Below are 12,983 nucleotides of genomic sequence, written 5' to 3'. Positions count from 1 at the left end.
AGCTTGATTGGAAAATTGATTTGAGTTGTCCTGTCCGCAGGACAATGCCCTCTTGGAGGTGGAATGTCTAATCGCACGATTAATTTTTTACGCATCACGATGATTATCTTAATGGTGCTCTCTGTTGGCTTATTGTTGTGGCAGCATTTTGGCATGACTCGTATTTTGCGAATCGACCCTCAAACGCCATACCAAGTTAAGTCGATTGATGATCGTACGCAGGGCGGCGCGAGCATTGGGACGTTTGCCAAAAATAAAGAAGCTTTGCAATTGCAGTGTGATTTGAAGAAAAATCAATACCAATGGCCATTTTGCGAAATGAGTATTGAGTTTTCAAACACAGGGGAAGGCATCGATCTGTCTGAATTTGATCGGATTGTATTTGATATGGATTTGAGAGGGCCTGAGTTTAAGAAGGTTCGTGTTTATCTGCGCAATTTTGAGTCGGATATTTCAAAATTGGATGATCCGCTTTCGCCAAAAGTGAATGAATTAGAGTTTGCGCCCCCTGCTGGCGAGACGTTTAGCGTGCCATTAAAGTATTTTCGTGTTGCATCGTGGTGGATAGACGAAAAAAACATCCCCATTTTTAGTACCGATATGCGCTTAGACAATGTCACGCAGATTGAAATTGCCACGCCGGGTAAAGTACAAACTGGCTTGCATCAGATTGAATTGAAGTCGCTAGAGTTTCATGGCAAATGGCTGAGTTTGACTCAGGTCTTGATGATGATTGTTATGGCTTGGCTGGTGTTTTGTTTTGTCTGGCTGCTGATGGAATTGCTGGCTTACCGCGAGCGGGACCAAGTGAAGCGGGCAAGAATGCATGAATTGGAAACGATCAATCGTGTGCTTGAAATTCAAGCTGAGGTATTAAGCAACAAGATTCAGTTAGACCCACTCACTGGCGCGCTCAATCGTGAAGGATTACGCGATTTTCTGCTGCAGCAGTGGCAAGGGGAAATGCCGACGAGTGCGGGAATGAGTGTGTTGTTCGCCGATTTAGATTATTTCAAACGCATCAATGATAATTATGGCCATGCGGTGGGCGATGATGTGTTGCGGCAATTTGCGCAGTTAGTGCAAAGTGAAATTCGACAGAGCGATGGCTTGGTTCGTTGGGGCGGGGAAGAGTTTTTGATTGTTTGTCCAAATACACAATTGGATCAAGCAGTCAGGTTGGCTGAAAAGTTACGCGCCAGTGTTGCCAATGCTCAGTGGCCTAGTTCAATCATGCTGACCTGCTCTTGCGGTGTAGCGACCCGCGCACAAGGCGAGGAGTTTAGTTCATTAATTGAGCGGGCAGATGCTGCATTGTATAAAGCGAAAGATAATGGCCGTAATCGAGTTGAGTTAGGTTAAAGGTTTGTGAATTAAATAGGGGTATATTAATCTAGCCATTTTATGATAATGACTGGATTGATATACCCCTATTGTTGTTGGCTTATAGGCCCGCTTCTACCAGCATTTCTCGCGTGAGTAAGAAGACAAATCCATCGCCAGACTCTGTAGTGAGCCAAACAAATGGCAACATTGGATATTGCGCTTCAAGCTCATCTCGATTGTGACCAATTTCAACCACTAATACGCCACGTGGATTCAAGTGTTTGGTCGCCTCAGCCAAAATACGGCGCGTGATATCGAGCCCATCTTCACCGCTACCCAAAGCCATTTCTGGTTCGTGCAGATACTCTGGCGGTAATTCTTCAACGCTGTGCGCATCAACATACGGTGGATTGGAAATAATCAGATCGTAGGTTTCGTCGCTAATCGCTTCAAATAAATCCGAATCCATTAAATCAATGCGATCACCCAAGCTGTAATCGATAATGTTCAGCTCGGCAACGTCGAGTGCATCGGGCGACAAATCAATCGCATCAATCGCCGCATCAGGGAAGGCGTGCGCCATCAAAATGGCTAAGCAGCCCGAGCCGGTACACATATCGAGTGCACGAGTCACGAGTTCTGGATGTTCAACATATGGCTCTAAGCCATCGTTAAACAAAATTTCTGCAATAAACGAGCGCGGCACAATCACGCGTTCATCGACATAAAATTTAAATTCACCCAAATAAGCTTCTTTGGTTAAGTAAGCCGCAGGTTTACGCGTGACCACGCGCTCTTGAATGATGTCGAGTACTTGGGCGATTTCTTCCGGCAATAAATGCGCGTCAAAAACAGGCTCAAGGCGGTCAATCGGTAATTTAAGCGTCGCTAAAATCAAATAAGCGGCTTCATCCCACGCTTCTGTGGTGCCGTGACCATAAAATAATTCAGCGGTATTAAAACGGCTGACTGCAAAGCGGTGCAGATCACGCACTGTGCGCAGATGTTCACGGGCGATATCGTACATACGGTGGCTCCAGAGAGTGGCTGAGTGAGAATCGCTAGTTTACTGCGAAAGGATGCATTTGCACTGATCTGGGTCGAAATTTGTTTTAAATGCGGTTGACGTCTACGGCGGTGTGCTTGAGTTAGGCGCTCTGAACTTGGGCGGGCATCATGGGCTTAAATGCTTGGTTTTAATCTGAATTTTATGGCCTGCGCCGCCGCTTATGACCAGTCTTGGGTAGGCATAAAGCGCCATTTGGTGTAAAGTGCTGCCTTTAGTTTTTCAGCAGTATTGGAGCGTAATGGGTATCACATTTGCATCACTAGGCTTGGCGCCTGAAGTTTTGAAGGCGGTTGTTGAGCAAGGCTATGAAACCCCGACCGCAATCCAGGCTGAGGCGATTCCTGTTATTTTGGAAGGTAAAGACGTCTTGGGCGCTGCTCAAACGGGAACGGGCAAAACGGCCGCGTTCACTTTGCCGATTTTGACGCGCATTATTCGCCACGCGAACCACAGCGCTTCACCAGCGCGTCATCCGATTCGTGCTTTGATTCTGACGCCAACGCGCGAATTAGCCGATCAGGTTTACGCCAATGTAGCGACGTACAGCAAGGGCTCGGGATTACGCAGCCATGTGGTCTACGGTGGCGTTGATATCAAAGCACAAATCCCTGCGCTCCGTGAAGGCATCGAAGTGCTGGTGGCCACGCCGGGCCGTTTGCTCGATCACATTCAGCAAAAATCAATTAATTTATCGCAAGTTGAAATTTTGGTCCTTGATGAAGCCGATCGTATGCTCGATATGGGTTTCATTCTGGATATTCAAAATATTTTTAATTTGTGTACTAATCGCAAACAAACGCTATTGTTCTCGGCGACCTTTGCGCCAGAAATCCTGAAGTTATCTAAGCAGTTTATGCATGAGCCGGTGAAAATCGAAGTCGCTCGCAAAAACTCAGCCAATGAATCAGTAAAGCAAGAATTGCATCCGGTTGAAACGGCCCGTAAACGTGCTTTGTTGGCGCATTTGATTCGTGTGCATCAAATGACGCAAGTGATCGTTTTCTGCCGGACCAAGATTGGTACTGACCAAGTGGCGCGCGATCTAAAACGCGCTGGCTTTAGTTGCGAAGCGATTCACGGAGATCGCGATCAACGTTCACGCACTGAAGCGCTTACCAAATTTAAAGCGGGTGAAATTCAGGTGCTGGTCGCAACTGATGTTGCCGCGCGTGGTTTGGATGTTACAGATTTACCCTTTGTAGTGAATTACGAATTGCCAACCACGCCAGAAGATTACGTGCATCGTATTGGCCGTACTGGCCGTGCAGGTGCTACGGGGGTGGCGATTTCACTCGTTGCGCCCGAAGAAGGTAAATCATACGAAGGCATCAAAAAGCTATTGAATCGTGAGATGCCTTTGATTCCAGTGCACGGTTTCTCGCCGGGAACGATTCAAGTGATTGATGAGCGCGAGCGCCCACCGCGTGCCGAACGCCGTCACCACACAGATCCAACGACTGACAAAGGCGTGAAAGAGTACAAGCAGCTAGAGCGTATGCCATCCCGTGCGCAACGTGAAGCGAGTGAGGTGCCCGCATTCCCAAGCAATCTACCCAAGTTGCCAAAACGCCCACCGCAAATCGCTGCGCTGTTTCAGCCGCCGCAACGCAATAAATCTTGATAATGTAAAAATGGACTCGTTCAGAGTCCATTTTTTTGTCTGTCGTTAGTGTGCTGCTTAAGCAGCAATCAAGCGTACGGCCAATGCTTGCTTTTTCGCCGCAATTTCGATAAGTCGATCAATATTGGGGTGTTTGCCTGGGAATGCTTCCGCATCTTGTGTGTGTTCTGCGTAAATGCGCAAACCTTTTTGAGCTGCTAAAGCATCAATCGCGCCAAACTCTTGAAACAGTGCGTGGTAAACGCGAACGCTACCCGCTTGGCCGGGTTTATTCTCTATTCGCGCAATGACAGTTTCTCCGTCTAGTAACTCAAGTGCTGCCAAGTGAGCAATCGTAGGGAGTGTGGCGAGTTGTTCGTTGAAAATCATTTTTTCCTCTAGCTGTGTCAACTGGATTGAAGTGTGCGACGTTATATCACATAGCTCAAGCTGCATGGTGCAGTTTGCAAATTCGGAGAATCAAAATGCGTACCTCAATCCAAGCTCTCTTGCTCGCCGCCGCTGTTGTTTCGACTTCAATGGCCTATGCCGCTAGCCCAGCTTGTCCTGTGGCTGAAATGACACCGAAAGGCGATGTGAGCAAAGCTGAGTTCCAAAAAATGTCAGAGGCAAAATTCGACCTTATGGATACCAATAAAGATGGCGTGCTGACAGTAGAAGAGCGCCGTGCTGCACGAGAACACATGCGTGCTAATTGCGGAAGGAAAGGTAAAGGCCACCACGCATCAGCACCGATGATGAAATAAAGGTCAATACTAGGGCGCTATGCAGAGCCCGAGACTATGGCGGCATCACCCCAAATTAAAGCCAAAGGCATAGCCCCAGCAACGATACGATTGTCGAGTACTTTCAAAATTCCGTATTCGGCAATCGCGCTATTGCGAACGGGGGGCTGCGGATGAAGCAGATCGCTCTGATTAAATAGGGCGAGTACTTGGGGGAATTTGCTGTTTTTATCCTGCCGTATCACCACACCTGTTTCGCCATTATTGAGTTGCACCACCGAGCCAGGTGGGTAGCTGCCGATGGTTTGGGTAAATAAATTGAGTAATTTATCATCCAGGCTGCCGCCATCACTTTGTAACGAATTTTGCAGTGCCATATCGGCCGACTGGCTGCTGCGATAGGTTGTATTCGAGAGTAGTGCGCAATAACGGTCGGCAATCCCAATTAGGCGTGCACCAAATAAAATCTCATCACCAGCGAGTTTGAGCGGATAGCCGCTCCCATCGGGGGCTTCATGGTGCTGCGCCACGCATTCAAGCCACACCGCATCGGCCACACCTGCGCTGCGCAGTAATTCACGCCCGATGCTAGGGTGTTGCCGAATGTGGGTTTTTTGCTCTTCAGTCAGCGGGGTGCTTTGTTGGGCCAAGGTATTTTGCAGATCATACATGCCGATATTCATCGTCAGTGCGGCTGCGACAAAGTGCCAGCGTTCCCCTTGGCTTTGTCCTAAGTTTTCCAAGACCAAATTCACAATGACCGCCACATTGACGGCGTGGCGAATAGCGTAGGGTGCACGATGATCAAGCTGAATCATCGCTAGTGCGACATCGGGGCTTTTTTCACAACTGGCGTAAATGTGGGCGACGATTTCAGCGACTTGCGTGACTACACTGTGTTCACTGGGTTCAAGCGCTAAGAGTGGCATGAGTTGCTGCCGCGCATAAAGAGTATGTTGCGCGGCAGAGCATTGAGGGTAAGACATGCGTTGGGCCGAAGAAAGGGCAAAGAAGCTAGTTTAGCGTATTCTAATCTTTGCTGACATGTGGTTATGCACTACATTTTATGCTGTTCGGATAAGCGGTTGATCGGCATCAAATGTCCATCGCTATGGGATGGTGAGGCCGATCAATGTGAATTACTCTGCTTCATCCATCCAGAGCAGTTGGATTGCTTCCAGAATTTTTTCGCCGCAATGTTTTGGATCATCATCAAAACCATCGAGCTCCATGACCCAATCACGCAAATCAGTAAAGCGAATGGTTTTTGGATCAACATCAGGGAATTTTTCTGCCAATTCAATGGCGATGTCACGGCTGTCAGTCCATTTCATGATTGCACTCCATTGGGTATTGTTGTCTAGCCATTAATAATAAATATCTTTATGCGTATACATCATATATTGAGCGTTGTTCGCCTTAAGCTTAATGATGTTCGCGAGCGTGGTTGATCGTGTATTTTGGCAACTCAACAACTAAATCAACACCTGCCACTTCGGCTTGGCACGATAGACGTGAGCAAGCTTCTAAGCCCCAAGCTTTATCGAGTTGGTCTTCTTCGAGCTCGTCAGCTTCATTCAAACTAGCTAAGCCTTCGCGCACCAAAACGTGGCAAGTGGTACAGGCACATGACTTTTCGCAAGCGTGTTCGATTTCAATGTCATTGGCGAGCAGCGCATCGCAAATGGTCGTGCCCGGCTCAACATCAAGGACTGCGCCTTCTGGGCACAGTGATGGGTGGGGAAGAACAACGATCTGTGTCATGCAAATAATCCTTAAATCTCAGTAATTTTGTGGCCTGCCAAACCGCGTTTAACAGCTGCATTCATTCGGCGGCTGGCAAATTCATCGGTGGTGGCATTGAGTAATTCGGTGGCGGCGATAATCGCATTGGCGTCGCCTGCGGCTGCAGCCATTTGCAAATCTGCAATCGCCGCTTCAATCGGCGCGCGCTCGGCATCGTTAAGCAGCTGCCCATCAGTATCGAGCGCCACCAATACGGCGGTGACAATGCTCTCGGCTTCCACACGCGCTTCGGCGAGTTTACGTGCTTGCACATCGACGTGTGCGTGCGTCATCGACTCGGTCAGCATGCGGCTGATTTCATCGTCGCTCAGACCGTACGATGGTTTCACCGCGATGCTGGCTTCAATGCCGGTTGATTGTTCGCGTGCTGAAACGGATAGCAGGCCATCGGCATCGACTTGGAAGGTCACACGAATTCGCGCCGCACCCGCTACCATCGGCGGAATACCGCGCAATTCAAAACGCGCCAAACTACGGCAATCGGTCACCAACTCGCGCTCACCTTGCAACACATGAATCGCCATCGCCGTTTGGCCATCTTTAAACGTGGTGAATTCTTGCGCGCGTGCGGTAGGGATGGTGCTATTGCGTGGAATGACTTTTTCGACCAAGCCGCCCATGGTTTCCAGACCCAGTGAGAGCGGGATCACGTCCAGCAGCAACCAATCGTCGTCGCCCTTATTGCCGGCCAGCACATCTGCTTGAATCGCCGCGCCGATGGCAACAACTTTATCAGGATCGAGATTAGTCAGTGGTGCTTGACCAAATAATTCGCTCACTGCCTTGCGTACATGCGGCATGCGTGTTGCGCCGCCAACCAGCACCACGCCTTTGATGTCGGTGATATTGAGTTTGGCGTCACGCAAGGCTTTTTTGACTGGCAGTAGCGTTTTGCTGATTTGGTGCGCGGTCATTTTATGAAATAGCTCAGCGCTCAGTTCCAAATCAACGATGCTGCCATCGCTGAGCACCGCGGTAATGCGCGTTGTCAGATGATCTGTCAGTGCTTCTTTGGCTTCGCGAGCGCGCGTGAGTAGCAGACGGGTATCGTGTGGATTGGGGCCGTGAATGCCAGCTTGCTCTAAAATCCAGCAGTAAATACGGTGGTCAAAATCGTCGCCACCGAGTTGAGAGTCGCCTGAGGTCGCGCGCACTTCAAACACGCCACGCGTCAGTTCAAGCACCGACACATCAAACGTACCGCCACCCAAATCGTAGATGACATACGTGCCCTCCGAACTATTGTCTAAACCATAAGCAATCGCTGCGGCAGTCGGTTCATTCAGTAGACGTAAAACATTGATGCCCGCTAGCGTCGCAGCATCTTTAGTTGCTTGGCGCTGCGCATCGTCGAAATAAGCGGGAACGGTTATCACTGCGCCGACGAGTTCACCACCGAGGCTTTCTTCTGCTCGGGCTTTGAGGTTTTTGAGGATTTCGCTTGATACTTCGACTGGGCTTTTAATCCCCGCGCGCGTGACGATTTTGAGCATGCCCGGCTCGTCAACAAAGCGATACGGCGTAGCGAGGTCTGCGATGTCATTGATGCCACGCCCCATAAAGCGCTTGACCGAAACCAGTGTGTTAGATGGGTCTTCGTTCTGTTTTTGCTGCGCAGCATGGCCAACCAGTAGGCTGTCGTCCTTACCGTAATGTACGACCGAAGGTAACAGCGTACGGCCATCATGGTCGGGCAAGCACACCGCGCTACCGCTTTTTACACTGGCCACCAAGGAATTGGTCGTGCCCAAGTCAATGCCCACCGCCAAGCGATGTTGGTGTGGTGCAGCAGAGAGGCCGGGTTCGGAGATTTGCAACAAAGCCATTGGCTTAAATCCTAAAAATCTAATAGATTAAAATGCTTTAAGGTATATGCCTGAAGCAATTAATTTAAAATGGCTTTAGGTATATACCCTTGGTTCTTTGCGATTTTATCCACGGGTGTCAAGTTGGTTTGAGTAAATTAGCACATCTGCTATTTGCTCAAAGTATTAATACATAATCGCTTCAATCGCATCGCCAATCTCTTGGTCGAGCTTTTCCATAAAACGTAATTTTCTCACGCTCATTGCCGCGTGGATATAGTCTTGTTGCGTATCGATTTGCGTTGCGAGTTTGCTCTCAAGGGCTTGCATTTCGGCACGCATTTCGCTGGCTAGATTTTCGAGTGCGTCTAAATTTTGACTGGCTTTGGCATCCGCAATCCCTTCACGCCATTCCATTTGTGCCATCAAAAAGTCCATCGGCATCGCCGTATTGGTTTCTTCTTGTGTGTCCACATCTGCCAGTTTGAGCAAATAACGCGCCCGAGCGAGGCCGGATTTCAAGGTCTGGTACGCTTCATTAATATGGGTGGTAGCTTGCAAGCTCATGCGACGATCGGAATCCGATGCAGTCGCAAAGCGATCCGGATGATATTGCGCTACGGCATCGCGGTAGCGGGTATCGAGCAGTTTGGCATCGATGGCAAAAGCCATTGGCAAGTCAAACAGGGCGAAATGGGATTGACTGAAATTGATCATGGCTTTGTGCGGGGAGGGTGGGCGGAGTCAAAAAGCAGTGAGGCGCTGAAGGTGCGCCTCATTATTGCTAGCTTAAACGCCGAAGCTTTCGCCGCAGCCGCATTCGTTTTTCACATTGGGATTATTAAACTTAAACCCTTCGTTGAGACCTTCTTTGGTGTAATCCAGCTCAGTGCCATCCAGATACGCCAGTGATTTTGCATCGGTAAATATTTTGGCGCCAAAGCTTTCAAATACCAAATCAGTATCGCTTTCAACGTCAACAAATTCGAGCTTGTACGCCATGCCTGAGCAGCCTGAGGTTTTCACTGCCAAGCGAATGCCAAGGCCTTTGCCGCGCTTTTTGATGAAATTGGCAACGTGATTTGCTGCCGCTTCGCTGAGTGTCAATGACATAAAAACTCCATGTAGGTATTAAACGCTAGCCAATATTCAATAAGGACTAGAGGGCGATACCCTGATATTAATTGCCGTGTTTTTGCTTGTAGTCTTCAACTGCTGCTTTGATGGCGTCTTCAGCCAAAATCGAGCAATGAATTTTAACCGGTGGCAAAGCCAGTTCTTCAGCGATGTGCGTGTTTTTGATCGCCAATGCTTGATCTAGCGTTTTGCCTTTTACCCATTCAGTGACGAGTGACGACGAAGCAATCGCTGAGCCGCAGCCGTAGGTTTTGAATTTTGCATCTTCAATCAGGCCATCGGCGCCGACTTTAATCTGCAACTTCATCACGTCACCACAGGCAGGTGCGCCGACCATGCCGGTACCCACGGTGTCGTCACCTTTTTCAAACGCACCCACGTTACGTGGATTTTCATAGTGGTCGAGTACTTGTTCGCTATATGCCATTTTACGTGCCTCTTTGCTAAATCAAAAATTCCCCAGCTGCGTTACTTAGGCTTGCCGTACTCAATGTACTGTCTGCGCCTAAAGTGCCTTGCTGGAAAATTTTTGAATATTTAAATTATTTCCAGAATCAAACCACCTTTTTCGGGTGGGTCGGTTGTTATGTCTGCTCAATTTATCCGTGCAAATTGGCGTGGATCGTTGTGCCAGACAAGGCGCGATGTTGCGCCGTTTACTTCTGTAAACAAGCGGCAGCGCAACGCAGTATGGCGCTACGAGCCGCAGTAATTTTTAGTGGGCAGCCCATTCGATGGTCGAAATATCGATGCCTTCTTTATACATATCCCACAATGGCGACAACGCACGCAGCTTGTCGATCTTGCCTTTGATCAATTCAATCGCAAAGTCGATTTCGGCTTCGGTCGTGAAGCGACCAATGGTGAAACGAATCGAGCTGTGCGCCAATTCATCTGAACGGCCTAAAGCGCGCAATACGTACGATGGCTCGAGTGATGCAGATGTACATGCTGAGCCTGATGAAACCGCCAAGTCTTTCAGCGCCATAATCAGCGATTCGCCTTCAACATAATTGAAACTCACGTTCAAGTTATGCGGAACACGTTGGTCCATATCGCCATTCAAATGAGTTTCTTCGATACCATTTAAACCAGCCCACAGACGATCACGCAGTGCGCCGATGCGTTTGTTTTCTTCAATCATATCTTCACGGGCAATGCGGAACGCTTCACCCATGCCGACGATTTGGTGCGTTGCCAGGGTGCCAGAACGGAAACCGCGCTCATGACCGCCACCGTGCATTTGCGCTTCAAGGCGAATGCGGGGTTTACGGCGAACATACAAAGCACCCATGCCTTTCGGGCCGTAGGTTTTGTGTGCAGAGAAGCTCATCAAATCGACTTTCAAAGTCGACAAGTCAATTTCAACTTTGCCTGTTGCTTGCGCACTATCGACGTGGAAAACGATACCGCGCTCGCGGCAGATTTCACCGATGGTGGCGATGTCTTGGATCACGCCGATTTCGTTATTAACGAACATCACTGAAATCAAAATTGTATCGGTACGAATCGCGGCTTTTAATACTTCAAGGTCGAGCAAGCCGTTTTCTTTTACACCCAAATACGTCGCATCAAAGCCTTCGCGCTCGAGTTCACGTACCGTGTCGAGTGTGGCTTTGTGCTCGGTTTTTACCGTGATAATGTGTTTACCCTTGGTTTGGTAAAAGTGCGCTGCACCTTTCAAAGCCAAGTTAATGGATTCAGTTGCGCCTGAAGTCCAAACAATTTCTTTTGGATCGCAATTCACCAGTTTGGCCACTTCCTCACGGGCTTCTTCAACTGCAGCTTCAGATTCCCAACCATATGGATGTGAGCGGCTTGCAGGATTGCCAAACATTTCGGTGAGGTAAGGAATCATCTTGGCGGCAACGCGCGGATCCACTGGCGTCGTGGCCGAGTAATCAAGATAGATTGGATGTTTTGGATTCATTCGTCTTGCTCCAATATCAAATTCGTGGGGTAGAGCCCCGTGTAATCTATTTAGTGAGTGGAGATGTGGCTAGTACGTTTGTCCTGCAGAATGCCAGGTTTGTCTGCGCAGCGTTTGAGCTTCTTTTGCTGTTTTTCAATGAGCTCACCCAAGGTAATGTTGGACAAATAGTCGTGAATCGTCGTACTGAGATCGCTCCATAAGTCGTGCGTCATGCAGCGGCCTTCGTCGCGGCAATTTTCTTTGCCGCCGCATTGCGTGGCATCGATGGGCTCGTCGACGGCCTTGATAATTTCGGCCACATTGATTTCATTTGCGGGCCGCGCTAGACAGTATCCGCCACCAGGACCGCGTACGCTTTCAACGAGTTCGCTGCGACGAAGCTTGCCAAATAGCTGTTCTAAATACGACAAAGAAATATGCTGCCGCTCGCTAATCCCCGCCAAAGTAACGGGACCACCGGTTTGCCGTAATGCCACATCGAGCATCGCAGTGACGGCGAAGCGGCCTTTGGTGGTCAAGCGCATGGGCGATTTCCTTGCTGGTTTATCTATGCCTTGATGGTATCAAAGCCCGACTAATTTAGTCAAGTATAATCCCGATTAATTTAGTCGGGTATTGAGCCTTTTCGTCGCTGCATTAATCAACGATTTGGTTTAGGTAAGTTGGATCAAATTTATCCGCTGTGGCACGCTCTTCGGCGCAATCGACACCCAGAGCTTCTAGTCGAGCCAATACCATTTCGAGGCGTTTATCGGTGGTCACCGAGTGATCAAGCAGGCCGTGAATGGCTTTGACCATCGGGTCGTTCATGTCGGCACCGACGCCGTAAGCTGAAAAACCGAGTTGTTCGGCTTTTTCTTCACGGGCTTGTTCGACTTGAGCGGCTAAAACCCGCGCCGGAATACCGATTGCGGTGGCATTCGCGGGGATGTCTTTGACCACAACAGCGTTTGAGCCCACTTTTGAGCCGTCATTTAAAGTGATTGGGCCAAGGATTTTGGCGCCTGCGCCAATAATTACCCCTTTGCCTAGAGTAGGGTGGCGCTTACCGTGATTCCACGATGTCCCGCCCAGCGTGACGCCGTGATACAAGGTGCAATCGTCGCCGATTTCAGCTGTTTCACCTATGACAATCCCCATGCCATGATCAATAAATACGCGGCGGCCAATCGTGGCACCCGGATGTATCTCGATACCCGTCAGGAAACGCGTGGCGTGCGACACCATACGTGCAAGTAATTTCCAGTCGTGTAGCCAAAGTCCATGCGCAACGATGTGTAAAGTCAGCGCATGAAATCCGGGATAGCACGTGACGACTTCCAGCGTCGAGCGGGCTGCAGGATCGCGGTCGAAAACCACGCGGATATTTTCACGCAAACGGTCTAGCATGTCTGTGGATTCAATAAAGCCAGAAAGGCTGACTATTTTACTCGGTTTTTACGGCAAAAGGGAGGCGGGTTTCCCGACTGTTTTCATTGAACGTGTACACTTGCTGCAAAAGCGCGGTGCTTGGCCTGTGCAATTTCTAATTAATTTCTATTCAATATCATCATGTAAAGGA

General features: G+C 49.2%; 15 protein-coding genes. 3 read left to right on the top strand and 12 right to left on the bottom strand.

Features of this window, described 5'->3' with window-relative positions; all coding sequences use genetic code 11:
• Positions 1 to 63: 63 nt before the first annotated feature.
• Positions 64 to 1,362 (top strand): GGDEF domain-containing protein, encoded by a 1,299-nt coding sequence (locus K4H28_RS10290; RefSeq protein ID WP_221005117.1) that lies wholly within the window; start codon positions 64 to 66, stop codon positions 1,360 to 1,362.
• Positions 1,363 to 1,444: 82 nt separating this feature from the next.
• Here the strand turns inward: K4H28_RS10290 and prmB are convergent, their stop codons facing one another.
• The gene (gene prmB, locus K4H28_RS10285) at positions 1,445 to 2,353 is read right to left on the bottom strand and encodes a 50S ribosomal protein L3 N(5)-glutamine methyltransferase (protein ID WP_221005116.1); all 909 of its coding nucleotides are present in this window, start codon (positions 2,351 to 2,353) and stop codon (positions 1,445 to 1,447) included.
• Between the two features lie 280 nt (positions 2,354 to 2,633).
• Between prmB and K4H28_RS10280 the strand changes: the two genes are divergently transcribed.
• Entirely contained in the window at positions 2,634 to 4,016 is a 1,383-nt protein-coding gene (locus K4H28_RS10280) for a DEAD/DEAH box helicase (protein WP_308443442.1), read from the top strand.
• A gap of 57 nt (positions 4,017 to 4,073) precedes the next feature.
• On the opposite strand, the gene K4H28_RS10275 is transcribed toward K4H28_RS10280, so the two are convergent.
• Positions 4,074 to 4,385 carry a DUF2322 family protein gene (locus tag K4H28_RS10275; protein ID WP_221005115.1) on the bottom strand — a complete coding sequence of 104 codons (312 nt, stop codon included), beginning with the start codon at positions 4,383 to 4,385 and terminating at the stop codon, positions 4,074 to 4,076.
• Between the two features lie 95 nt (positions 4,386 to 4,480).
• Here K4H28_RS10275 and K4H28_RS10270 point away from each other — a divergent pair, with 95 nt between their 5' ends.
• Positions 4,481 to 4,762: an EF-hand domain-containing protein gene (locus K4H28_RS10270; RefSeq protein WP_221005114.1), complete on the top strand. Its 282-nt coding sequence runs from the start codon at positions 4,481 to 4,483 to the stop codon at positions 4,760 to 4,762.
• A gap of 17 nt (positions 4,763 to 4,779) precedes the next feature.
• On the opposite strand, the gene K4H28_RS10265 is transcribed toward K4H28_RS10270, so the two are convergent.
• The 10 genes from K4H28_RS10265 to cysE all read right to left on the bottom strand — a co-directional run bounded on the left by K4H28_RS10265 (position 4,780) and on the right by cysE (position 12,811).
• Positions 4,780 to 5,727, bottom strand: coding sequence for an HD-GYP domain-containing protein (locus K4H28_RS10265; RefSeq protein ID WP_221005113.1), 948 nt, complete (start codon positions 5,725 to 5,727; stop codon positions 4,780 to 4,782).
• Positions 5,728 to 5,880: 153 nt separating this feature from the next.
• Positions 5,881 to 6,075 (bottom strand): Fe-S cluster assembly protein IscX, encoded by a 195-nt coding sequence (iscX, locus tag K4H28_RS10260; RefSeq protein ID WP_221005112.1) that lies wholly within the window; start codon positions 6,073 to 6,075, stop codon positions 5,881 to 5,883.
• Between the two features lie 91 nt (positions 6,076 to 6,166).
• Positions 6,167 to 6,505: an ISC system 2Fe-2S type ferredoxin gene (gene fdx, locus K4H28_RS10255; RefSeq protein WP_221005111.1), complete on the bottom strand. Its 339-nt coding sequence runs from the start codon at positions 6,503 to 6,505 to the stop codon at positions 6,167 to 6,169.
• Between the two features lie 11 nt (positions 6,506 to 6,516).
• A complete protein-coding gene (gene hscA, locus K4H28_RS10250; RefSeq protein WP_221005110.1) occupies positions 6,517 to 8,373 on the bottom strand; it encodes a Fe-S protein assembly chaperone HscA in 1,857 nt (618 codons plus the stop codon).
• A gap of 165 nt (positions 8,374 to 8,538) precedes the next feature.
• Positions 8,539 to 9,069 (bottom strand): Fe-S protein assembly co-chaperone HscB, encoded by a 531-nt coding sequence (hscB, locus tag K4H28_RS10245; RefSeq protein ID WP_221005109.1) that lies wholly within the window; start codon positions 9,067 to 9,069, stop codon positions 8,539 to 8,541.
• 72 nt (positions 9,070 to 9,141) lie between these two features.
• Positions 9,142 to 9,465, bottom strand: coding sequence for an iron-sulfur cluster assembly protein IscA (gene iscA / locus K4H28_RS10240; RefSeq protein ID WP_027469583.1), 324 nt, complete (start codon positions 9,463 to 9,465; stop codon positions 9,142 to 9,144).
• A 67-nt stretch (positions 9,466 to 9,532) separates the two neighbouring features.
• Entirely contained in the window at positions 9,533 to 9,916 is a 384-nt protein-coding gene (iscU, locus tag K4H28_RS10235) for a Fe-S cluster assembly scaffold IscU (RefSeq protein ID WP_221005108.1), read from the bottom strand.
• A 288-nt stretch (positions 9,917 to 10,204) separates the two neighbouring features.
• Positions 10,205 to 11,419, bottom strand: coding sequence for an IscS subfamily cysteine desulfurase (locus K4H28_RS10230; protein ID WP_221005107.1), 1,215 nt, complete (start codon positions 11,417 to 11,419; stop codon positions 10,205 to 10,207).
• Between the two features lie 50 nt (positions 11,420 to 11,469).
• A complete protein-coding gene (gene iscR / locus K4H28_RS10225; protein WP_221005106.1) occupies positions 11,470 to 11,946 on the bottom strand; it encodes a Fe-S cluster assembly transcriptional regulator IscR in 477 nt (158 codons plus the stop codon).
• A gap of 112 nt (positions 11,947 to 12,058) precedes the next feature.
• The gene (gene cysE / locus K4H28_RS10220; protein ID WP_221005105.1) at positions 12,059 to 12,811 is read right to left on the bottom strand and encodes a serine O-acetyltransferase; all 753 of its coding nucleotides are present in this window, start codon (positions 12,809 to 12,811) and stop codon (positions 12,059 to 12,061) included.
• Between the last annotated feature and the right edge of the window lie 172 nt (positions 12,812 to 12,983).

Origin of the sequence: Deefgea tanakiae (genome assembly GCF_019665765.1) — a bacterium.
Classification (GTDB): domain Bacteria; phylum Pseudomonadota; class Gammaproteobacteria; order Burkholderiales; family Chitinibacteraceae; genus Deefgea; species Deefgea tanakiae.
The sequence above is the reverse complement of the archived record's forward strand: the minus strand, read 5'-3'. Positions and strand labels throughout refer to the sequence as shown.

Coding starts and splice junctions, on each gene's coding strand:
- K4H28_RS10230 (WP_221005107.1), bottom strand. CDS start 11,419: ATGAATCCAAAACATCCAATCTATCTTGATTACTCGGCCACGACGCCA.
- fdx (WP_221005111.1), bottom strand. CDS start 6,505: ATGACACAGATCGTTGTTCTTCCCCACCCATCACTGTGCCCAGAAGGC.
- hscB (WP_221005109.1), bottom strand. CDS start 9,069: ATGATCAATTTCAGTCAATCCCATTTCGCCCTGTTTGACTTGCCAATG.
- hscA (WP_221005110.1), bottom strand. CDS start 8,373: ATGGCTTTGTTGCAAATCTCCGAACCCGGCCTCTCTGCTGCACCACAC.
- prmB (WP_221005116.1), bottom strand. CDS start 2,353: ATGTACGATATCGCCCGTGAACATCTGCGCACAGTGCGTGATCTGCAC.
- cysE (WP_221005105.1), bottom strand. CDS start 12,811: ATGCTAGACCGTTTGCGTGAAAATATCCGCGTGGTTTTCGACCGCGAT.
- K4H28_RS10265 (WP_221005113.1), bottom strand. CDS start 5,727: ATGTCTTACCCTCAATGCTCTGCCGCGCAACATACTCTTTATGCGCGG.
- K4H28_RS10275 (WP_221005115.1), bottom strand. CDS start 4,385: ATGATTTTCAACGAACAACTCGCCACACTCCCTACGATTGCTCACTTG.
- iscU (WP_221005108.1), bottom strand. CDS start 9,916: ATGGCATATAGCGAACAAGTACTCGACCACTATGAAAATCCACGTAAC.
- K4H28_RS10270 (WP_221005114.1), top strand. CDS start 4,481: ATGCGTACCTCAATCCAAGCTCTCTTGCTCGCCGCCGCTGTTGTTTCG.
- iscA (WP_027469583.1), bottom strand. CDS start 9,465: ATGTCATTGACACTCAGCGAAGCGGCAGCAAATCACGTTGCCAATTTC.
- iscR (WP_221005106.1), bottom strand. CDS start 11,946: ATGCGCTTGACCACCAAAGGCCGCTTCGCCGTCACTGCGATGCTCGAT.
- K4H28_RS10290 (WP_221005117.1), top strand. CDS start 64: ATGTCTAATCGCACGATTAATTTTTTACGCATCACGATGATTATCTTA.
- K4H28_RS10280 (WP_308443442.1), top strand. CDS start 2,634: ATGGGTATCACATTTGCATCACTAGGCTTGGCGCCTGAAGTTTTGAAG.
- iscX (WP_221005112.1), bottom strand. CDS start 6,075: ATGAAATGGACTGACAGCCGTGACATCGCCATTGAATTGGCAGAAAAA.